Below are 19650 nucleotides of genomic sequence, written 5' to 3'. Positions count from 1 at the left end.
TGCGGACGTGCGCGCCCCCGCCGATCCTCGCGTCACCTGGGACCTCCCCGCTCCCGGCGGGCTGCCGCGGACGGCGGACCTCGAGCCGCTGGTGACCCGCGTGCTGGCGCCCAACCCGTCGGCGATGACCCTCGACGGGACCAACACCTACCTCGTCGGCGCGTCGGGCAGCGGGCAGGCCGTCGTCGTCGACCCCGGGCCCGACGACCCGGCCCACCTCGCCGCCGTCGAGGAGGCGCTGGCCGCCCGCGACGCGCGCTGCGTCGCCGTGCTGGTCACCCACCACCACGGCGACCACGCCGAGGCCGCCCAGCCCTGGGGTGCCCGCTTCGAGGCCCCCGTGGCCGCCGCCGACGCCGCCGTCGCCGGGCCCCGCGGCCGGGTGCTCGAGCCGGGTGAGCGGCTGCACCTCGCGGGCACGTCGCTGGGCGTCGTCGCCACCCCGGGGCACACCGCCGACCACCTGGCGTTCCGGCTGGAGTCCGGCGCGGTGCTGGTGGGCGACCACGTCCTCGGCCGCGGCACGTCGGTGGTCACCCACCCTGAGGGCGACGTCGTCGCCTACCTGGAGTCGCTGCGCCGGGTGCACGACCTCGGACCGAGCGCCCTCTACTGCGGCCACGGCCCCGAGCTGACCGAGGACCCGTCCGCCGTCCTCGACTTCTACCTCGCCCACCGCGCCCACCGGGAGTCGCAACTGCTGGCGGCGCTGGTCCGCGGCGCCGGCACGGTCGAACAGATGGTGGCCGACGTCTACGCGGAGGTGCCGCGGGAGCTGTGGCCGGCGGCCGCCCAGTCGACCCGCGCCACGCTGGCCAAGCTCGCCGCGGACGGGCACGTGGTGGTCGACGGCGACCGGGTGGGGCTGCCGTGACCGCGGACGTCGCGGTCGTCCGGGCCGCCGACAGCGAGCGCGACCAGCGGCGGGCCGCGGCGGCCCTGCGCGCGGCGGGGCTGCGGCCCGGCGACCGGCTGCTGGTCTCCGCCGCGTCGTCCCCGGCGCTGCTGGCCGCCGTCCTCGGCGCGCTGCGCAGCGGGATCGTCCCCGTCGTCCTCGACCCGGCGCTGCCCGCGGCCGAGCGGGCCGACCTCGCCGCGGACGCCGACCCTGCCCTCGACCTCGGCAGCGACCCCGCCCGGCTGCTCACCGGCACCCACGAGGCGCCCCTCGCCGACGTGCCGCTGGCCCGGCCCATGCACTACACGTCGGGCACCACCGGACGGCGCAAGGGCGTGTGGTCCGGCGTCCTCGACGACGGCGACGCCCGCGCGCTGGCCGCCGAGGAGATCGGGCTGTGGGGCTTCACTGCGGCCGACCGGCACCTGGTGCTCTCGCCGCTGCACCACTCGGCGCCGCTGCGCTTCGCGGTCCACACGCTCCTGGCCGGCGGCGAGGTGCTGCTGCCCGGCCCGTTCGACGCCGACCGCGCCGCCGCCACCATCACGCGGCGAGCCCCCACGACGACGTTCTGCGTCCCCACGCACCTGCGCCGGCTGGCCGCCCGCGACGACGTCGACTGGTCGTCGTTCCGGCGCCTGGTGCACGCCGGCGCGCCGTGTCCCGAGCCGCTCAAGCGGGCGGTGCTGGACGCGCTCCCGGCGGGCAGCGTGTGGGAGTTCTACGGCTCCACCGAGGCGCAGTTCACCGTGTGCTCGCCGGCGCACTGGCTCGCCTCCCCCGGCAGCGTCGGCCGTGCGCGTCCCGGCCGGCGGCTGGAGACCGACGCGCGCGGGCAGCTGTGGTGCGCGGTGCCGCCGTGGGCGCGCTTCGAGTACTGGCGCGCGCCGGACAAGACCGCGGCCGCCTGGCGCGGCGACCTGGTCACCGTGGGCGACCTCGGCCGGGTCGACGGCGACGGCACCGTCTGGCTCGACGGCCGCCGCGAGGACCTGGTGATCTCCGGCGGGGTGAACGTCTACCCGGCCGAGGTGGAGGCGGTCCTCGACACGCACCCCGGTGTGGTGGAGAGCGCGGTGGTCGGCGTCCCGGACGAGGAGTGGGGCCAGCGGGTGATCGCCGCCTACGTGGGTGCCGCCGACCCAGCCGACCTCGGCGACTGGGCGCGTGAGCGGCTCTCGCCGGCCAAGCGCCCCAAGAGCCTGCACCCGCTGGGCGAGCTGCCCCGCACCTCCACGGGCAAGGTGCGCCGCCTCGACCTGCCGGAGGTCCTGGGGTTGTGACCTCGGAGTGGGACGTCGTCGTGGTGGGGGCCGGGTCGTCGGGCTGCGCCCTGGCCGCCCGTCTCGCCGACGCCGGCCGCTGGGTCCTGCTGCTCGAGGCCGGCGCCGACCACGCCCGCCCCGCCGACTTCCCCGCCGACCTGCTCGACGCCGCCACGCTCGGCGCCACCGTCCCGGGGCACCCGGCGAACTGGTCGTTCACCACGGAGCTGCTCCCGGGCACGTCCGCGCCGCTGCCGCGCGGGCGGGTGGTCGGCGGGTCCAGCGCGGTCAACGGCGGCTACTTCGTCCGCGCCACCCCGGCCGACCACGCCGGCTGGGCCGCGGCGGGCAACGACCTGTGGAGCCTGGAGGCGACGCTGCCGGCCTGGCGCCGCCTCGAGGACGACCGGCAGTACGGCGACCGGCCCGTCCACGGCCGCGGCGGACCGGTGCCGGTCACCCGGCCGGCCGTCACCACCCCGCTGACCGAGGCCCTCGCCGACGCGGCCGCGGAGCTCGGGTTCCCCGACGAGCCGGACAAGAACGCCGGCGGCGAGCCCGGCTACGGGCCGGTGCCCCTCACCGTCGACGGCGGCGTGCGGGTCAACACCGCCATGGCCTACCTCGCGCCGCGGCGCGGCTCGCCGTCGCTGACCGTCCGCGGCGGCGTGCGGGTGCGGCGGGTGCTCGTCGAGCACGGCCGCGCCGTGGGCGTCGACACCGACGCCGGCCGCATCCGTGCGGCGGAGGTCGTGGTCTGCGCCGGCACCGTCGGCTCGGCCCACCTGCTGCTGCTGTCGGGCATCGGCCCCGCGGCCGGCCTGCGCGCCCACGGCCTCGACGTCGTCGCCGACCTCCCGGGCGTGGGTGCCGGGCTGTCGGACCACCCGCTCGTCTACCTGCCGTGGGTGCCGGTGCCGGGGCTCCCCGACGGCGACTGGCCGCTGCCGCTGCACGGGTCGCTCGACGCGACGTCGTCGGACTCCCCGGTGCCCGGCGACCTCGAGGTGCTGCCCTGGCTGCGGCCCTGGGGGCACGTGGTCCCCGGCAGCGGCGGGGACGACCGCACGCTCGCGCTGGCCGCCGGCCTGTTCCGCGAGGAGAGCCGCGGGCGCCTCACGCTGGCCTCCGCCGACCCCGCCGTCGCGCCGCGGGTGGCGCACGGCTACCTGTCCACCGCGACCGACCGGCGGCGGTTGCGCGAGGCCGTGCGCCTGGCCGCGGCGCTGCTGCGCACCCGCGCCCTGTCCCCGCTCGTGGCGGCCCGCCCCGGCCCCGGCGACGACGTCCTGGCCGACGACGCCGCCCTCGACGGCTGGATCCGCGCCTCCCTGGCGACCGCGCAGCACCTGACCGGCAGCGCCCCGATGGGCCCCGACGGCGACCCGGGCGCCGTCGTCGACCAGCACCTGCGGGTCCGCGGCGTCGAGGGGCTCCGGGTGGCCGACACCTCGGTGCTGCCCGAGGTGCCCACGAGGGGGCCCGCGGCGACGGCGGTCATGGTGGGCGAGCGGGCCGCGGAGCTGATGACCGGGCGCACCTGACCCGGGCGCCGGCCCGCTGTGATCGGTGTCACGTCCTCGGTAGCGTCCGGTGCCCCGCCCGGCACCGGCGCCGGGTGGACCACCCGCGAGGAGGACCCGTGCCGCAGGTCCAGACAGTCCAGGGCCCCGTCGACACCGCCGAGCTCGGCACGACCCTCATGCACGAGCACGTCTTCGTGCTGAGTGCCGACGTCCAGCAGAACCACCCCGAGGAGTGGGGCAGCGAGGACGACCGCGTCGCCGACGCCGTGGCCAAGCTGACGAAGCTGGCCGGGGTGGGCGTGCGGACGATCGTCGACCCGACCGTGATCGGCCTGGGCCGGTACGTCCCGCGGATCCAGCGCATCGCCGAGCAGGTCGACCTCAACATCGTCGTCGCCACCGGCTGCTACACGTACGACGACGTCCCCTTCTTCTTCCACCACCGCGGCCCGGCGCTGAACGAGGCGCTCGGCACCGAGGTGCCCGACCCGATGGTCGACATGTTCGTCGGCGACATCACCGACGGGATCGCGGGCACCGGTGTGCGGGCCGGGCTGCTGAAGTGCGCGATCGACCGCCAGGGCCTGACGGCCGGTGTGGAGCGGGTCATGCGCGCCGTGGCCGGGGCGCACCGCGCCACCGGCACCCCGATCACCGTGCACACCCACCCCGGCACCCGGCAGGGGCTGGCGGTCCAGCAGGTGCTCGCCGACGAGGGCGTGGACCCGCGGCGGGTGGTCCTCGGCCACAGCGGGGACACCACCGACGTCGACCACCTCAGCGAGCTGGCCGAGGCGGGCTTCGTCCTGGGCATGGACCGCTTCGGCATCAACCTGGAGACGACGTTCGAGGCGCGGGCCGACACCGTCGTGGAGATGTGCCGCCGCGGGCACGCCGGCCAGATGGTGCTCTCGCAGGACGCCTCCTGCTACATCGACTGGCTGGCGCCCGGCGTGATGGACCTGCTGCCCCAGTGGCACTACACGCACATCCACGAGGACGTGCTGCCCTACCTGCGCGAGCACGGGGTGACCGACGAGCAGATCACCACGATGCTGGTCGACGTCCCCCGCCGGTACTTCGAGGGAGCGCGCTGATGGTCGCCCACCCCTTCGACGAGAGCGGCGTCGAGCGCGACGCCGCCGGCGTGAAGCACTACACCGACCTGCCCGACTCCGTCGTCGCGATGCTGCGGGCCTCGGTCGACCGGGACCCCGGCGGCGAGGCCGTCGTCGAGGTCGACGGGCCCCGCCTGACGTTCCGGGAGCTCTGGGACGGCGCGGCGCGCGTGGCCGGCGGGCTGCGCGAGGCCGGCGTGGGCCGCGGCGACCGGGTGGCGATCCGGCTGGGCAACGGCGTGGACTGGGTGCTCGGCTTCCTCGGCACGCTGCTGGCCGGCGGCGTGGCGGTGCCGGTCAACACCCGGTTCACCGACGCCGAGGCGCAGTACGTCGTCGACGACAGCGGCGCTCGGGTGGTGCTCGCCTCCGGGTCCGCACTGCCCGACGGCGCGCCGTACGCCGAGGAGGGGCTGGCCCTCCCGGACCTCGCGGCGATCTTCTACACCTCGGGGACCACCGGCTTCCCCAAGGGCGCGATGACCAGCCACGAGAACTTCCTGACCAACACCGAGAACGCCCGGCGGGTGGTGGGGCTCGGCCGCGAGGACCCGTCGCTGCGCAACCTCATCAGCGTCCCGCTGTTCCACGTCACCGGCTGCAACAGTCAGCTGCTGCCGGCGTTGCAGAGCGGCGCGGCCGCGGTGGTGATGCCGGCCTTCGAGGTGGGCCGGTTCCTGCAGGTGGTCCCGGAGGAGCGCATCGCGGTCCTCACGTCGGTGCCCGCGGTCTTCTGGCTGGCGGTCAACCAGCCGGCCTTCGCCGACGTCGACGTCAGCAGGGTGCGGTTCGTCACCTACGGCGGGGCGCCGATCGCGCCGGAACTGGTCGCGCGGATCAAGCGGGCGTTCCCGGCCGCGGAGGTGGGCAACGGCTTCGGGCTGTCGGAGACCTCGTCGATCTCGACGTTCCTGCCCCACGAGTACGCCGGCACACACGCGGACTCGGTGGGCTTCCCCGCGCCGGTGGTCGACCTGCGGCTGGAGGGCGTCGACCCCTCGACCGGGGTGGGGGAGCTGCTCATCCGCGGCGCGAACGTGGTGCAGGGCTACTGGAACAAGCCGGAGGCGACCGCGCAGGCGTTCACCGACGGGTGGCTGCACTCCGGTGACCTCGCGCGGATCGACGACGCAGGCTTCACCTACGTCGTCGACCGGGCCAAGGACATGATCAACCGCGGCGGCGAGAACGTGTACTGCGTCGAGGTCGAGAACGCGCTGGCGGCCGCGCCGGGGGTCTTCGAGGTCGCCGTCGTCGGGGTGCCCGACCCGGTGATGGGGGAGAAGGTCGGCGCCGTCCTGGTGCCGGTCCCGGGCGCCGAGCTCGACGTCGAGGCGGTCATGGTCCACGCCCGCGCGCACCTGGCCGACTTCAAGGTGCCGCAGTTCGTGGCGGTGCGGTCGGCGGTGCTGCCGCGCAACCCCGGCGGCAAGGTGCTCAAGCCGGTGCTGCGCGCCGAGTCGCAGTGGGAGCCGGTCAGCCGTCGGTGAGCCGGGCGGGTCGTCCCGGCGGCGCGCCGTCGCAGCCGCCGGGACGCCGGTCCAGGGGCCCGGTCAGCGGACCGGGCGGATCTCCGACGTCGTGGTGCTGGTCAGCGGCGACCAGACGTCGGGGTGCGGGCGGCCGGCGTCGGCCACCCAGCCGGCGGTCCGCTCGCCGGGCCGGGGGGCGGTGCGGGGAGCGGGCCGGGAGCTCAGGGCGACGATCAGGGCGAGCAGCAGCATCAGACCGGCGAGGACCCCGCCGGTGACCAGGAACGTCGTGAGCACTCACTGAACGTATGCGGCGGACCGCTCCGTGTCACAGGCAAGGAACGACGGACATCGCGACCGACACCGGCAGGTCCTGCCGGTTGACGCACCGGGCGTGCGTGTCCCCGCGCGGCGGGTAGGGGCCGGACATGGCGGATCTCCCGACGCTGGCCGGCCGACTGGCCGCGGTACCCCTCGGCGGCCTGGCGCGGTGGCGCGACGGCAAGCCGATGCACCCGCGGGGCGCCGTCCTCTCCGCCGCCGTGGAGCGCACCGGCGCGCCCGGGGACTGGGGCGTCCGGTGGCTGGAGGAGCGGGCCCGCGAGAGCGCCGTCGTCCGGCTGTCCCGCGGCGCGGGCCTGCCCGCGCCGCTGCCCGACCTCCTCGGGCTCGCCGTCCGGCTGCCCGACGGTGACCGGCCGGTGGACCTGCTGCTGTCCACCACCGGCGGTGGCCGCTGGACCCGCTTCCTGCCGGTGCCGCGCGTCGGTGCCGCGGTGCCCTACTCCTCGATCATGGGCTACCGGTCGGCCGCCGGGACCCTGCGGCTGGCCGCCGTCCCCGACGGTCCGCGGTCCCTGCCGTCGGACCCGGGACCGGTCGCCGCGGCAGCCCCGGGGGCGGCGTTCCGGCTGCTCGTGGCCCGCGGCGTGGGGGAGTGGGTGCCCTTCGGGCGGCTCGTCCTCGGGGACCCGGGCCCCGACCTCGACCCGGACCTGCGCTTCGACGCCGTGCGCAACCCGCCGCCGGGGCTGCTGGCCGACGGCCCGATGGCGAGGTTCCGGGCACCGGCCTACGCCGCCGCGCAGGAGGCGCGCAGCACCGGCTGAGCCTCCGGGTGAGGCGGTCGATCGAGTGAGTCCCACACGGTTGTGCGGCACGATCCTCGGGTATCGGAACCCACCGGAGTTCATCGAGGAGCACCGACTCTGCTGTCGCAGTGCTCGACCGCAGGAGGAGTGCGCCCACCTCGTGATGCACGCCCTGCCGCCGTCGGCGTCCCCGGCGCGGATCCGGATCGCGACGGTGCCGCACGCCGACGCCTACGTCGACGCCGTGCTGCCCGCCTCCGCGGTGCGGGTGGGTCCCCGGCACGACCCGAGCCCGTGGCTGGACCCGGCCTACCTCACCGCGCACGCCGGGCTGGTCGACGTCGTCCACGTGCACGCCGGCTACGGCCACCTGCCCCAGGACGAGGTGGTCAGCTGGACCGAGGCGATGCGCCGCACCGGCGTGCCGCTGGTCGTCACCGTCCACCAGCTGCGCGACCCCGCCCAGCCGGGCCGGCACCGGCACGACGCCCACCTGGCCGCGCTGCTGGCCACCGCCGAGGTGGTCTTCACCCTGACCCCCGGTGCGGCCGACGAGATCGCCGAGCGCTTCGGGCGGACGGCGATCGTCGTGGCGCACCCGTCGGTCGCCGTCGCCGACCCCGACACCGGCGCCGAACGGGGCCTGGTGGGCCTCTCGCTCGGCACCGCGGGGACGGCGGTGCCCGATCCCGCGGCGATGGTGCGCGCGACGCTGTCGGGAGCGGTCTCCGGGGGCGGGCGCCTGCGGGTCTTCCTCGAGCCCGGTCAGGAGCTGCCGGGCGCGCCGGAGCTCGTCCGCGCCGAGGGGCTCGAGGTGGTCACGCGGGACCCGGCGCGCTGGGCCGGGCAGCTGCAGGAGCTGCACGTGGCGGTGCTGCCGGAGCGCTGGGGCACCCACTCGCGCGACCTGGAGGTCTGCCGCGACGTCGGCACCCGGGTCGTGGCGCCCAGTTGTGGCTGGTTCGCCGACCAGTGGTCCGACGTCGTCGTCTACGGCAACGACGAGGAGCGCGGGTTCGACCCGGTGTCGCTCGGAGCGGCGGTCGGCGCGGCGCTGGCCCGCCCGATGCCGCGGCCGGCCGACCGGGTGTGGCGGTGCGAGCAGCGGGCGGCGGTGCAGGGCGTGCACGAGCAGGTCTACGACCAGGTGGTGGCCGACCGCGTCGTCGGCGTGTGAGGAAGGGCGCCGCGCGGGGTCCCGCCGACCTCGGGGACCGCCGGGATCCGCCGGGGGAGAGTGTGTGGGCAGGGGCGGGGTCGAACCGCCGACCTCTCGCTTTTCAGGCGAGCGCTCGTACCGACTGAGCTACCTGCCCCTCCCGGTGACTCGCACCGGAGAGCGACCCTGACGGGACTCGAACCCGCGACCTCCGCCGTGACAGGGCGGCGCGCTAACCAACTGCGCTACAGGGCCTTGCTGTGTCCTGCGTGGTGGTGCTGTGTGGTGCGTGCCCCCAACGGGGTTCGAACCCGTGCTACCGCCTTGAAAGGGCGGCGTCCTGGACCGCTAGACGATGGGGGCTCGTTCTCGCCGGGGGCAGGGAGAACGATACATGCCCCCCGGGGGGACCCCGACACCACCCTCCTGCCGGGGCGTGGCGGCGGGTGCCCGCTCAGGTGAGGCTGGCCGTGAGCTCGACGGAGTCGCCGGTCACGCTGGTGCACTCCAGCGACAGCGGGCCGGCCGCCACGGTCTCGCCCTCGCCGCAGGACACGCTGGCCCCGGCGACGGTGATCGACGCCCGGCCGTCCTGCACGCTGCCCAGCGTCACCGTGGTGCCCAGGACGTCGACCTCGCTGCCCTCGCCGTCCAAGGTGACCGAGCAGGACGAGCCGGAGCAGGAGAAGCCGTTCGAGGTGAACGAGCAGCCCGCGACGGGCACGAGGACGAGCGCTCCGGCGAGGAGACCGGCGGCCAGGCGGGGAGTCGTTGCCATGCCGCGAGCCTAGGGCGGACGGTTCAGTCCGTCGGGGAGGCGGGGGTCCCGGTGCCGTCCCCCTCCCTGCCGCCCTCCCCGCCGCCGTCGCCGCCGTCGGCCGGGGAGCCGTCTGTCGCCGCCTCCGGCACGACGGTGCGCACGATGGTCGCCTCGGTCTCGCCCAGGCCGCCGAGGGTGATGTCGTCGTAGGCCACCAGCGCCCCGGTGTCGGGGTCGAGGTAGAGGACCGTGCAGGTCAGCGGCTCCGGGTACTCGCCCTGCAGGCCGCGCAGGCCCGCGCCGCCGGTCGAGCCCTGCACCATGAGCAGCGTCCCGTCGTCGAGGGTCTCGACCTCCCGCTCGTGCGTGTGCCCGGCGAGCACCAGCGGGACGACGCCGTCGAGGGGAGCGGCCTGCTCCGGGTCGTGGACCATCGCGATGGCCGGCGGATCGGGCTGCTCCTCCGCGAGCTCGGCGAGGTCCTCGCCGCTCTGCTCGAGCGACTCGACCCCGTCGGTGGCGTCCTTGTCGGGGGTGAAGCGGGGGTCGCGCGCGCCGACGACGACGAGGCCGGCGACCGTCGTCGCCGAGTCGTCGAGCACGGTGGCGTTGGGCTGGGAGGCGACCAGCCCGGCGGTGACCGCGGAGTCGTGGTTGCCGCGGACGTAGACGTAGGGCACGCCGAGTGCGCCGATGGAGCCGATGACCTGGTTCTCCGGCTCGCTGCCCCAGTCGGTGATGTCGCCGGTGTCGAGCACGGCGTCCACGTCGAACTGGTCGGCCACCTGCGCCACGAGGTCGAAGCCGGCCGGGTTCAGGTGCAGGTCGGAGACGTGCAGCAGCGCCACGGTGTCGGTGGGGCCACCGGGCGCCGGCAGGGCCGACAGCGCCGAGTACAGCGTGCCGACGTTGGCGACGAGGTCCTCGAGCGACGCCCGGTAGGCGCTGAACCGGGCGACGATGTCCTCGGCGCTGCCGATGAGGCTCGTCGCGTTGACCAGCAGGCCGGTGTAGGTGGGCTGCGACAGGGCCTCGGGGCGCCAGGTGGCCGCGCCCAGCCCGGCGGTGCCCGCGAGCAGCACCACGGCGACGCCGCCGGCGACCAGCGGCTCGCGCCAGCGGCGGTAGGTGACGAGCGAGGCGAGGACGGCGCCGCCGAGCCCGGCGGCGGCCGTCGTCCAGGCCAGCCGGACGACGGCGTCCTGCAGGTCGGCGCTGACGCGGTCGACGATGCTGTCGAGCCGGGCCGGATCGGCGACCAGCGCCTGGATGCGGGTCTCGTCGACGCGCCGCAGTTGGACGTCGAGCCCCAGCGGGCCGTCGTAGGCGTCGACCTCGAGCGCGCCGAGCGGCGGGACCTCGACCGTCGCGCCGCCGCCGGTGGGGGTGAAGGCCAGGCTCGCGTCGAACGGGCCGATCGGCGACTCGATGCGGCCGAGCAGCAGGATCCCGATCAGTGCCCCCGCGGCCGCGACCAGGACCCGCAGCGTCCAGCGCCCGGCGGCCCGGCGACGCCGCGCCCAGGGGCCGGCTGCCGGCGGCGTGGGGTCGCTCATCCCGCCGAGGCTAGCGACGGTCACCGTCCCGGCTCACCGCACAGCGCCCTGGCTCACCGTTGGTGGTGAGCCAGGGCGCAGTACGACGGCGGACCCGGTCGTGCGGGACGTCAGGCGGCGAGCTTCGCCGTCACCTCGGCCAGCCGGCGACCCTGGTAGCGGGCGGCGGCCAGCTCGGCCTCGGAGGCGGTGGCGGACTTGCCGCCGGAGGCGGTGGAGACGCCGTAGGGGTTGCCGCCGGCCTCGAACAGCAGCGGGTCGGTGTAGCCGGGCGGCACGATGACGGCGCCGAAGTGCGAGAAGACGTTGAAGAAGGTCAGGATCGTCGTCTCGTTGCCGCCGTGGACGTTCTGCGCGCTGGTGAAGGCGGTCGCGCCCTTGTTCGCGAGCTTGCCGGTGAACCACAGGCCGCCGAGGGTGTCGATGAACTGCTTCATCTGCGCGGCGGGCGTGCCGAAGCGGGTCGGGCTGCCGAGGGCGTACCCGTCGGCCCACTCCAGGTCTGCCGGGGTGGCCTCCTGGACCTCGCCGGCGGTGGCATCGACGTGCGCGCGCCACATCGGGTTGGAGTCGATGGCCTCCTCGGGGGCGAGCTCGGGCACCCGGCGCAGGCGCACCTCGGCGCCGGCCTCCTGGGCACCCTCGGCCAGCGCGGCGGCCAGCTGGTGCACGTTCCCGGTGGACGAGTAGTAGATGACGGCGATCTTCGCCACGGTTTCCCTCGGTTCTCGTGTCTCTGGTGATCATGTGATTGCACGTTCAACCACTGGGATCCACTGTGCTCGGGACGTGCGTGCACCAAACACGCGGAGCGCCCCTGGTTCGGGGAGCTCAGACGTGCTGCGGCCGGAAGACCCAGCGCAGCGCCAGGAAGCGCAGGGTGCCGATGGTCGCGGTGACCAGCGCGATGACGGCGAACTCCGCGACGACGGCGGGGTCGGTGACCGTGGCGGTGAACCAGCTCAGCGCCAGGCTCGTGGCGATCATCCCGGCGACGGCCAGCGCGCCGCCCTCCCACTGGGCGGTGAACCAGCCGACGCGCTCACCGGCGTGGAAGGTCAGCCGCCGGTGCAGCTCGTTGGCCAGCATCGAGGACAGCGCCGACCCGATGACGTTCGCCTGGACCCCGCCCAGGTCGTGCAGCAGCCAGAACAGCAGCGCGTAGACGGCGCTGGAGAACCCGCCGACCATGACGAACCGGGCGAACTGGCCCAGGGTGCGATCGGACCGGGCCAGGGCCACCGCGCCGCCGGCGAGGTCGGCGACCGCGGCCGGCCGGCTCAGCAGGGAGGGACAGGTCACGGCGTCCCTCCTCGGTCGTCACGGCGTCGTCCGGTGCAGTCTCCAGCCTCCTCCTGACACTTCCCGGTGACCATCAGGTAAATCCCTGAGGGTCACCCCTGCAGGTGTGCGCCCGCTCACTCCCCGCAGTCGTCGGTGGCTCCCAGCCGCCGTCCAGGGACCCGCGCCACCCTCGGGGGCATGAGGTCCCTGCTGTCCGCCGCCCTGGCCGCCGCGCTGGCCCTCGTCGCCGCCCTGACGCTGCTGCCCGCCGGGGGCGGCGGCTGGGCGTGGGGGTCGCCGGCCGTCGAGGCGCACTGGTACCTCTCCGGCCTCGACTCCCGCGCCACCGTGCTGCAGCTGCTGGGCAACCTCCTCCTGCTGGCGCCGGCCGCCGCCCTCGCCGTCGTCCGCCTCCCCGCGCTGCGGTCCCCGGCCGTGCTCGCGGTCGCGGCCGGCACCGCCGGCGCGGCGATCGAGGTGCTGCAGTGGCTGCTGCCGCTGGGGCGGGTCGTGTCGCCCCTGGACGCGTTCCTCAACGCGGTCGGCGCGCTCGCCGCCGGCCTGCTGGTCACCGCGCTGGTCGGCCCCGGTGCCCCGCGGCCGTACGGCGGTATCACGGCGGCCCGCCGGGGGTAGGGAGCCGCGCATGAGCCTGACGGGTTTCCTCGACCGGATCGCGGACGTGAGCACCTTCGACAAGGCCATCGAGCCGGCCCGCAAGGCGGTCCAGGCGGTGCTGAGGCCCGGAGCGCTCAAGGACGCGCTGCACGGCACGTGGCTCGGCCATCCGCTGCACCCGGTGCTCGTGCAGGTGCCCGTCGGCAGCTGGACCTCGGCCGGCCTGCTCGACGCCGTCCCGCCGCTGCGGCCGGCGGCCACCGTGCTCATCGCGACCGGGGTGGCGGTGTCGGTGCCCGCCGCGATGTCGGGGGCGGCCGACTGGTCGGAGCAGGAGATCGGCGTCCGGCGGCTCGGGGCGTTGCACGCGGTGTCCAACGTGGCCGCGCTCGGGCTCTACGTCGGCTCCCTCGTCGCCCGCGCGAAGGGCCGCGGCACCCTCGGCCGAGTGCTCTCCTACACCGGACTGGGCATCGCCACCGGCTCCGCGGCGATCGGCGGGCACATGTCCTACGCGCAGTCCTCGGGCGCCTCGCACGCGGCGACGGCGGCCCGCGCGCTGACCACCGACTGGATCGACCTCGGTCCGCTCGACGACCTGCCGGAGGGGCGCCCGGCGCTGCGCACCGGCGACGGGAGCGGGGTGTCCGTGCCGCTGGCCGCCGTCCGCCGGGGCGCGCGGGTCGACGTCTTCGTCGGCTCCTGCTCCCACCTGGCCGGGCCGCTGCACGAGGGCAGCGTCGAGGAGGTGCGGGGGCACGCCTGCCTGGTCTGCCCGTGGCACGACTCGGCGTTCGACCTGGAGAACGGCGAGCCGCGGCGCGGTCCGGCCGCGAACCCGCAGGAGAAGCTCGAGGTGCGGATGGAGGCCGGCCGGGTGATGGCGCGACTGCCCGCCCGTCACGAGTAGTCCTACGCTCGCCGCATGCGGCGGACGGCGGCGTGGCTCGCCGTCCTGCTGTGTGCCGCGTGCGGCTCGGCCGAGTCGTCGTCGTCCCCGTCGTCGTCCCCGTCGTCCACCTCCTCCGCGCCCGCTGCCGGGCCGGCGGTCCCCCCGGTGCCCGGCATCGGGGCCGAGGCGGTGGAGCTGCGCACCGACGAGGCCCTCGGCGGGCAGGTGCAGGTGCGGGTCACCGACAGCGGGACCGAGCCGTTCACCGTCACCTCCGTCGCGATCGACTCGCCGGGCTTCGCGCCGCTGCCCGACCGTGCGGTGACCGCGGCGTTCGCGCCCGGGCGCACGATCGACCTGCCGGCCCCGTACGGCGAGGCGGTGTGCGAGCGGACGGCCGAGCCGGCGGTGGCGCGGCTGACCGTCGTCCGGCCCGACGGGCGCACCGAGGCGCTGCGGGTGCCGCTGGCCGCCGAGGTGCTGGGGCGCATCCACGAGGAGCGGTGCGCGGTGCGCGCGGTCCTCGCCGTCGCGGACGTGTCCGTCGGCGCGCTGTCCGCGGACGGCGACGCGGTGACCGGCACCCTGGTGCTCTCGCGCGCCGGGGACGACGACCGGCCGGTGACGGTGACCCGACTGGAGGGCAACGTCCTCTACGGCACGACGGCCGACCTGCCGCGGACGCTGGAGGCGGGGGAGTCGAGGCTCGAGGTGGGGCTGGAGTTCACGATGGCCCGCTGCGACCCGCACGCGCTCGCCGAGGTCAAGCAGCCCTACCTGTTCCTGCTGGGCCTGCAGGTGGCCGGCGACGACGAGGCGGCCGCCGACCTGCCGCTCGACGAGGCGCAGCGGGACGTGCTCGCGGCGCTGGTCGACCGCGCCTGCCGGTGACCGGGACCCCTCCGGACACAGGACCGGCCCGGCCGTCCGGGGGGAACGGACAGCCGGGCCGGGGTCTGCGCGCGGGCTCCGTGGCCCGCACTGGTGATGACCGTAGGTAAGGGCAGCCGGTGCCACAGTCCCCTGAACGGGTGCAGGTCCCCGACCGGGTGGTGCTCCTCGTCACGCGGGGTTGCGGTCGTGCGGCGACGGGCACCACGAGCGGGTGTTCTTCCTCTTCTCCAGCCGGCTGGGGTGCCTGGGCTCCCTGCTGGTGTCGGCGGTCCTGACGCTCATCGTGCTGCTGGTCCTCGACGTGCTGTGACCCGTCCCGGCGTCCGGTGACCGCCGTCCCGGTCTGGGAGACTCGACGGCGCCGGGCCTCTAGCTCAACTGGCAGAGCAGCGGACTTTTAATCCGCGGGTTGTGGGTTCGATCCCCACGGGGCCCACGGTGCTGACCAGCACCTTCACGTCCCGGCGGCTGTCAGGATGAGGGGCGCGCCCACACCGCGCCCACACGCGCGGACGCCGCCTCCCGCGCTGCGGCGTCCATCCGGGCGGCCAGATCGCTCAGGTCGTCGTCGAACAGGCCGGAGTAGACGTCGAGCGTCATGGCCGCTGAGGCGTGCCCGAGCATCCGTTGGACGGCCTTCACGGTGGCGCCGCTCGCCACGGCCAGCGATGCGGTACGAGCCCCCGAGCTGTACTCCACAGATGACAGTGCCCCCGAGTCGAGGGAGCAACCCGGGGGCACTGCTGCGTCTATCGGCGGTCAGCCGAGTTGGTCCTCGATCGTGATCTTCCATCCGTCGGGGGTCTCGCGGACGGCGGTGCCCTGCTTGATGAGGTAGTCCTCGATCCCGTCGTTGTAGAGCTCGGGGTCGTCGCCGTCCCGGGCGATGAGGACGGGGGTGCCGTCGAACCTCACGAGGTGGTCGCTCTCGGCGATGAGCCTGTCGGTGACGACCTGGTAGTCGCGGTTGTCGCGCACCTGCTCGGCGTCCCATGAGTGTGCCAACGCGTCCTGGCACGACGACGACTCGTCCACGTTCGCGTAGACCTGCGCGAAGGTCTCGTCGAGGTAGCCACACGCCGCCTCGAAGTCGCCCGCAAGGGCGGCATCGAGGTACCCCGTGATCGCCGCCTCGGGGGTGTCGGCACCGCTGCCGCCACAGGCCGTCAGCGTGAACGTCGCCGCCGCCGTCGTGATCAGTGCCGCGGTGTAGCGGATCCGCATGTCCTATGACTCCTCGTCCTCTTGGTCCCGTGTGCCGGTAGCTCCGTCGCCTCGCCAGGATCACCATGAGTGATCCGGGACGTACGGAGAGTCGACAACAGGAACGGCAAGATCCAGTTGCACGACCGCGGAGTCACTCCGTCGAGGTAGACGCCCGGTCCGGGCGAGAGCGCCAACGGCGCTGTGTCATTCGGAGAGGCGCACCTGCTCGGGCGGCGCACACGTCAGCTGCCGGCCCGTCCACAGTCGTGCGACTGTCGTGCGGTGACCGCGGCGCGACAGCCGAACCCGTCGTCGCACAGCCGCCAGGCGATCTGCCTCCCGGGCCACCACTGGCCGTCGCTGAAGATCAGGACGTCGCGCCCGCGGCGTTCGGCAGGGGCGTGGAGGGCCGGCTCGACATCTCGCGGTCCCGCCGGCGAGGGCCAGAGCGCCCTCGCCACCTCGCTCACGTCCGATAGCGGGGGTTCGCCGCACTGCGCCTGCCGCGCCCACACCGCACCCACACGACGCCCACAGAGAGGCTCGAAGCCGATGACGGTCGCTCGCAACCAATCACGAACACGTAGCTCAGAGGTCGAGTGAGTACTGACTTCGGTGGTCAGAGGAGTGTCTCGGACGGGCTTCGATCCGCGGGTTGGGGGTTCGATCCCCACGGGGCCCACCGTGCCGACCTGTAGGTCCCCGCTGGCCGACCGGGGTGGCAGCACGAGCAGCAGCAGTGGTCGCACCGTGGTCGCCCGCTGCCGCGGCAATGGTCTCGGAACCTGCTCGAGGACGGCCGCTCATCTGGCAGATGGAGTGGCAAGGGGTCTGGCCGGCCATGACCGCGCTGCAGTGGCGCTGCCGGCCGGCAGCAGCGTCACACCCGATGCGATCGCCACTCGGGTCGATCCCTGCTTCCGCGACCGCAGAGGCGCCTCTGGCGCCAGGGGTCAGCGTCCTCGGTCGACTGGCGCCTTTGCGTTCGGGCTGGCCGGCCGGCAGGTCTGCCGCTGCACTGTTCGATCGTCGTGCGTCGATGGCGCAGGCACCACTGCCCCGAGGCGGCCGCGATCTGGACGCTGCAGGACGCAGCCTCACGAGACACCCGTAGCCGCCGCGGAGGACGTCGACTGCTGTCGTCCGAGGCGGCTGCGGGTGTCCTCTGGCGGGGTCCGAGCAGATCAGGAGTCGGCGTACTGCCCGCTGAGCGTGTTGTCCTGCGTGCCGGTGAAGATCTCCCAGTCCCCGACCGTGAACTGGTACTCCCCGGGCCGGGAGCCCAGGACCGGCTCAGAGACGCCGGGGTCGGTGGTGACGGTGCCGACCTGCTGGCCGGTCTGCGCGTCCACGGTGACCAGGCCGTTGCTGGAGACGATGATGTTGCCGTCGGCGTCGAAGCCGCGAACGCCCTGCTCCCCGCTCGGGGGCAGCGGAATGGTCCAGCCGCTGGCGGCGCTGAGCGCCCGCAACTCCTCACCTGGCGTGATCAGGTAGGCAGCGTCGCCTGAGGGGGCGATGCGTCCGGTGCTCGACAGCGGTCCGACCGCAGCGGGTGCGCCGACGACCTGTCCGGTCGTGGCGTTCAGCAGGAACGCCTCGTAGACGGTGTCGGAGGTCAGCCGCTCGTTCGTGGCGCGGCGCGCGAGGACCGCACCGTCACGCACGTCGACGATGTACCAGTTGAACTGGTAGGTCTCGCCGGCCGGCGCCGGCGCCTGCCAGGTGACCGCGCCGGTGTTCCGGTCGAGGCCGGTCAGCCAGGTGCTGTTGCCGCGCGGTGCGGCCTCCTCGGCGACGAGGACGTCACCGGTCCACCACTGGATCTCACCGGCGCCCTGGTACTGCCACAGACTCTGGCCGGTGGTCGCGTCCACACCGGTTGCGCGCAGCGCGACCTCCCCGTCGTCGGGCTCGACCATGTCGAGGGTCGGGATGAAGACGATGACCGGGTGGGCGGCTGCGGGGATGTCGGCGATCTGTGCGTTGCCCTCGTCGAGCATGAAGTCGTACATCAGCTCCCCAGGTGCCTCGATGTCCCAGAGCAGCTCGCCGGTGCCGGCGTCGAACGCGGCCGCGCGCAGGGCCGATCCCCCGGCGTCCAGTCCGCTGGCGGAGCGGGATGCCTCGTAGCTGAGGATCACGGCCGTCCCCTCTGCCGCGCTGCCGAGGGACAGGCCGTGGACGTCGGCGTCGGTGGCGTTGTCCGGCAGGGGCACGTCGACCTGCCAGACCACCTCACCGCTGTCCGGCGCCACGGCGGCGAGGTCGAAGGCCGTCCCCCCGGCGTCGCGGACCGGGACGACGATCCGGTCCTCAACCGCCAGGGGGGATCCCGCCAAGAGCAGGTCCGACGTCCAAGGCGTCGTCGACGGAGTGGACGAGGCGTCTGCGACGGCGCCGTCCATGGTGCCGGACCGGCGCGGTCCGTCGCCGGCACCCTCGGCGGCGGACACCTGGCCGGCCACGTCGCTGCCACAGCCGGTCAGCGCGAGGAGCAGGGCCGCAGCGGTGGCGGCGGTCGCGTAGCGGCGGGTGCACGCCTCGCGGGAGGGCGGTGTGAGCGTCGTCATGGTCGCGGCTTCGGCCGGTCGGGTGTGCTGCTGCACGTCAGCAGCCGGTTCCTCCCCCGGATGAGGGAGAGTGCCACGGGGCGGTCCGCATGCTGTGCGCGTCGTGAGTCTCAAGTTCGCGCGATGGAGCCCTCCCGTCGTCCGGCCGGCCATGATCGGTTCCGCCGGATGGAAGTCGACGCACCACGCGTGGGGACTCATCCCGGCGGCTGCGGAGGCCGTGTCCGCGGTGGTCGGCGCACCGCGCCCTCCCCGTGCGACACGGCTCGGCGCGCCCGCGTAGCAGGTCGCCGGGTCGCTGCCTGGGGTGGCTGCGGTGGCCGAGCGCGGTTCCGCCTGCGGATCACCCATCCGCGGGCGCCTGTATCGGCGCTGGTCAAGGCCGTCACGGTCCGTCCCCCACTGTGGTGACGCCCTCTGACGAGGACTGGGGCGGCGGTCGCCTTGGCCGAGGCTGCTAGGCCGAGCGTGGGGCGTACATGATCACGGCGACGCCCAGGAGACAGATGAGCGCACCGATGACGTCGTACCGGTCGGGGCGGAAGCCGTCGGCGACCATGCCCCACGCCAGGCTGCCCGCCACGAAGACCCCGCCGTAGGCGGCGAGGATCCGCCCGAAGTTCGCATCCGGCTGCAGGGTCGCGACGAATCCGTACGCGCCGAGGGCCACCACACCCAGGCCGATCCACAGCCAGCCCCGGTGCTCGCGCACGCCCTGCCAGACCAGCCAGGCCCCGCCGATCTCAGCGATCGCGGCCAGTACGAACAGCGAGATGGACCGGGCGACCGTCACGGGTGCAGCGTCCCAGGGCCGGCGTGACGCCGGCAGCCCCGCGTCAACGCCGAGGCCATCGTCACTGCTGCATCCGCGGATCGTGCGTGGGGTCGGCGTACGGGACGGGGCAACCGTGGTCGACGGCCCCCGGACGCAGCTCGAAGTGCCAGGGCTCGTTGCCGTAGACCTGACACAGCCCGTGTTCGGCGCCGTGCTCGGACAGCCACGCCGTGGCGTCGGAGTGCCCGATGTCGACCGCGTCCCCCGACACGTGCAGGGACGTCTCTGCCGTGGCGACCCACCGGGCGGCTTCGGCCTCCGAGCCGTACTCGGAGACGGCTTCACGGAGCAGCTGGTCCTGGTACGCCGGGGAACGCCAGCCGCTGGTGAGGACGAACCCGACCCCGTCGTCCGCAGCAGCCGTCGCGGCCCGGCGGACGGCGCGCAGGAGATCGGGATCGAGGTTGGCCACGGCCGGGAAGCCGCCGTCGAAGACGGTCACGCCGGCAGGGACCACGCCGTCGTCCACCGTCACGCCGTCGAGGGAGGCGGGTCCGCTCGGT

Annotated in this window: 20 protein-coding genes and 4 tRNA genes; 11 read left to right on the top strand and 13 right to left on the bottom strand. The window is 74.8% G+C overall.

Annotated elements, in window-relative coordinates; translation table 11 throughout:
* Positions 1-7: 7 nt before the first annotated feature.
* The 5 genes from HLV61_RS13390 (at position 8) to HLV61_RS13370 (ending at position 6297) form a co-directional block, all read left to right on the top strand.
* A complete protein-coding gene (locus HLV61_RS13390) occupies positions 8-874 on the top strand; it encodes an MBL fold metallo-hydrolase (RefSeq protein WP_369256174.1) in 867 nt (288 codons plus the stop codon).
* Positions 871-2181, top strand: a complete 1311-nt coding sequence (locus HLV61_RS13385; protein ID WP_369256172.1) for a class I adenylate-forming enzyme family protein — start codon at positions 871-873, stop codon at positions 2179-2181. Before HLV61_RS13390 ends, HLV61_RS13385 begins: the two co-directional genes overlap by 4 nt.
* Complete coding sequence (gene mftG, locus HLV61_RS13380) at positions 2178-3707, top strand: mycofactocin dehydrogenase MftG (protein WP_369256170.1); 1530 nt, start codon at positions 2178-2180, stop codon at positions 3705-3707. Before HLV61_RS13385 ends, mftG begins: the two co-directional genes overlap by 4 nt.
* A 98-nt stretch (positions 3708-3805) precedes the next feature.
* Complete coding sequence (locus HLV61_RS13375; RefSeq protein WP_369256168.1) at positions 3806-4786, top strand: phosphotriesterase family protein; 981 nt, start codon at positions 3806-3808, stop codon at positions 4784-4786.
* Entirely contained in the window at positions 4786-6297 is a 1512-nt protein-coding gene (locus HLV61_RS13370; protein WP_369256166.1) for a class I adenylate-forming enzyme family protein, read from the top strand. The genes HLV61_RS13375 and HLV61_RS13370 overlap by 1 nt, the downstream gene beginning before the upstream one ends.
* Before the next feature lie 63 nt (positions 6298-6360).
* Here HLV61_RS13370 and HLV61_RS13365 read toward each other — a convergent pair whose 3' ends face one another.
* Complete coding sequence (locus HLV61_RS13365; RefSeq protein WP_369256164.1) at positions 6361-6576, bottom strand: hypothetical protein; 216 nt, start codon at positions 6574-6576, stop codon at positions 6361-6363.
* A 131-nt stretch (positions 6577-6707) separates the two neighbouring features.
* On the opposite strand from HLV61_RS13365, the gene HLV61_RS13360 reads away from it, so the two are divergent.
* Together HLV61_RS13360 and HLV61_RS13355 are read left to right on the top strand one after the other, a co-directional pair.
* Complete coding sequence (locus HLV61_RS13360; RefSeq protein WP_369256162.1) at positions 6708-7388, top strand: phosphodiesterase; 681 nt, start codon at positions 6708-6710, stop codon at positions 7386-7388.
* A gap of 145 nt (positions 7389-7533) precedes the next feature.
* On the top strand, positions 7534-8547 hold the full coding sequence (locus HLV61_RS13355) for a hypothetical protein (RefSeq protein WP_369256582.1): 1014 nt from the start codon (positions 7534-7536) through the stop codon (positions 8545-8547).
* Positions 8548-8612: 65 nt separating this feature from the next.
* Here the strand turns inward: HLV61_RS13355 and HLV61_RS13350 are convergent.
* The 7 genes from HLV61_RS13350 to HLV61_RS13320 all read right to left on the bottom strand — a co-directional run bounded on the left by HLV61_RS13350 (position 8613) and on the right by HLV61_RS13320 (position 12147).
* Positions 8613-8686, bottom strand: a tRNA-Phe gene (locus HLV61_RS13350).
* A gap of 24 nt (positions 8687-8710) precedes the next feature.
* A tRNA-Asp gene (locus HLV61_RS13345) sits at positions 8711-8784 on the bottom strand.
* 35 nt (positions 8785-8819) lie between these two features.
* Positions 8820-8892: transfer RNA gene (locus HLV61_RS13340), tRNA-Glu, on the bottom strand.
* A gap of 91 nt (positions 8893-8983) precedes the next feature.
* Positions 8984-9307, bottom strand: coding sequence for a hypothetical protein (locus HLV61_RS13335; RefSeq protein WP_369256160.1), 324 nt, complete (start codon positions 9305-9307; stop codon positions 8984-8986).
* A gap of 23 nt (positions 9308-9330) precedes the next feature.
* Positions 9331-10845, bottom strand: a complete 1515-nt coding sequence (locus tag HLV61_RS13330) for a metallophosphoesterase (protein WP_369256158.1) — start codon at positions 10843-10845, stop codon at positions 9331-9333.
* A gap of 110 nt (positions 10846-10955) precedes the next feature.
* Positions 10956-11558, bottom strand: a complete 603-nt coding sequence (gene wrbA / locus HLV61_RS13325) for an NAD(P)H:quinone oxidoreductase (protein ID WP_369256156.1) — start codon at positions 11556-11558, stop codon at positions 10956-10958.
* A 118-nt stretch (positions 11559-11676) separates the two neighbouring features.
* The gene (locus tag HLV61_RS13320) at positions 11677-12147 is read right to left on the bottom strand and encodes a GtrA family protein (RefSeq protein ID WP_369256154.1); all 471 of its coding nucleotides are present in this window, start codon (positions 12145-12147) and stop codon (positions 11677-11679) included.
* Positions 12148-12327: 180 nt separating this feature from the next.
* Between HLV61_RS13320 and HLV61_RS13315 the strand changes: the two genes are divergently transcribed.
* The 4 genes from HLV61_RS13315 (at position 12328) to HLV61_RS13300 (ending at position 14969) form a co-directional block, all read left to right on the top strand.
* On the top strand, positions 12328-12765 hold the full coding sequence (locus HLV61_RS13315; protein WP_369256152.1) for a VanZ family protein: 438 nt from the start codon (positions 12328-12330) through the stop codon (positions 12763-12765).
* 10 nt (positions 12766-12775) lie between these two features.
* Positions 12776-13657: a Rieske 2Fe-2S domain-containing protein gene (locus tag HLV61_RS13310; protein ID WP_369256150.1), complete on the top strand. Its 882-nt coding sequence runs from the start codon at positions 12776-12778 to the stop codon at positions 13655-13657.
* A 15-nt stretch (positions 13658-13672) separates the two neighbouring features.
* Positions 13673-14530, top strand: a complete 858-nt coding sequence (locus tag HLV61_RS13305; RefSeq protein WP_369256148.1) for a hypothetical protein — start codon at positions 13673-13675, stop codon at positions 14528-14530.
* A gap of 366 nt (positions 14531-14896) precedes the next feature.
* Positions 14897-14969 (top strand) — tRNA-Lys (locus HLV61_RS13300).
* 35 nt (positions 14970-15004) lie between these two features.
* Here the strand turns inward: HLV61_RS13300 and HLV61_RS13295 are convergent.
* The 5 genes from HLV61_RS13295 to HLV61_RS13275 form a co-directional block, all read right to left on the bottom strand.
* Positions 15005-15232, bottom strand: coding sequence for a hypothetical protein (locus HLV61_RS13295; protein ID WP_369256146.1), 228 nt, complete (start codon positions 15230-15232; stop codon positions 15005-15007).
* Between the two features lie 60 nt (positions 15233-15292).
* Positions 15293-15757 (bottom strand): hypothetical protein, encoded by a 465-nt coding sequence (locus HLV61_RS13290; RefSeq protein ID WP_369256144.1) that lies wholly within the window; start codon positions 15755-15757, stop codon positions 15293-15295.
* A gap of 1166 nt (positions 15758-16923) precedes the next feature.
* Positions 16924-18312 carry an outer membrane protein assembly factor BamB family protein gene (locus HLV61_RS13285; protein WP_369256142.1) on the bottom strand — a complete coding sequence of 463 codons (1389 nt, stop codon included), beginning with the start codon at positions 18310-18312 and terminating at the stop codon, positions 16924-16926.
* Positions 18313-18769: 457 nt separating this feature from the next.
* On the bottom strand, positions 18770-19105 hold the full coding sequence (locus HLV61_RS13280) for a YnfA family protein (protein ID WP_369256140.1): 336 nt from the start codon (positions 19103-19105) through the stop codon (positions 18770-18772).
* A gap of 61 nt (positions 19106-19166) precedes the next feature.
* Positions 19167-19622, bottom strand: coding sequence for a M15 family metallopeptidase (locus HLV61_RS13275; protein WP_369256138.1), 456 nt, complete (start codon positions 19620-19622; stop codon positions 19167-19169).
* Positions 19623-19650: the final 28 nt, after the last annotated feature.

The sequence above is a fragment of the Geodermatophilus amargosae genome, assembly GCF_041028265.1.
Lineage (GTDB): Bacteria > Actinomycetota > Actinomycetes > Mycobacteriales > Geodermatophilaceae > Geodermatophilus > Geodermatophilus amargosae_A.
Note: the sequence above shows the minus strand (reverse complement) of the source record. Positions and strands in the feature narration are given on the sequence as shown.

What these genes read in the sequence shown, in the direction of transcription:
- HLV61_RS13370 (WP_369256166.1), top strand. Translation starts at nt 4,786, where the DNA reads ATGGTCGCCCACCCCTTCGACGAGAGCGGCGTCGAGCGCGACGCCGCC.
- HLV61_RS13360 (WP_369256162.1), top strand. Translation starts at nt 6,708, where the DNA reads ATGGCGGATCTCCCGACGCTGGCCGGCCGACTGGCCGCGGTACCCCTC.
- HLV61_RS13355 (WP_369256582.1), top strand. Translation starts at nt 7,534, where the DNA reads ATGCACGCCCTGCCGCCGTCGGCGTCCCCGGCGCGGATCCGGATCGCG.
- HLV61_RS13335 (WP_369256160.1), bottom strand. Translation starts at nt 9,307, where the DNA reads ATGGCAACGACTCCCCGCCTGGCCGCCGGTCTCCTCGCCGGAGCGCTC.
- HLV61_RS13330 (WP_369256158.1), bottom strand. Translation starts at nt 10,845, where the DNA reads ATGAGCGACCCCACGCCGCCGGCAGCCGGCCCCTGGGCGCGGCGTCGC.
- HLV61_RS13315 (WP_369256152.1), top strand. Translation starts at nt 12,328, where the DNA reads ATGAGGTCCCTGCTGTCCGCCGCCCTGGCCGCCGCGCTGGCCCTCGTC.
- HLV61_RS13310 (WP_369256150.1), top strand. Translation starts at nt 12,776, where the DNA reads ATGAGCCTGACGGGTTTCCTCGACCGGATCGCGGACGTGAGCACCTTC.
- HLV61_RS13305 (WP_369256148.1), top strand. Translation starts at nt 13,673, where the DNA reads ATGCGGCGGACGGCGGCGTGGCTCGCCGTCCTGCTGTGTGCCGCGTGC.
- HLV61_RS13290 (WP_369256144.1), bottom strand. Translation starts at nt 15,757, where the DNA reads ATGCGGATCCGCTACACCGCGGCACTGATCACGACGGCGGCGGCGACG.
- HLV61_RS13285 (WP_369256142.1), bottom strand. Translation starts at nt 18,312, where the DNA reads ATGACGACGCTCACACCGCCCTCCCGCGAGGCGTGCACCCGCCGCTAC.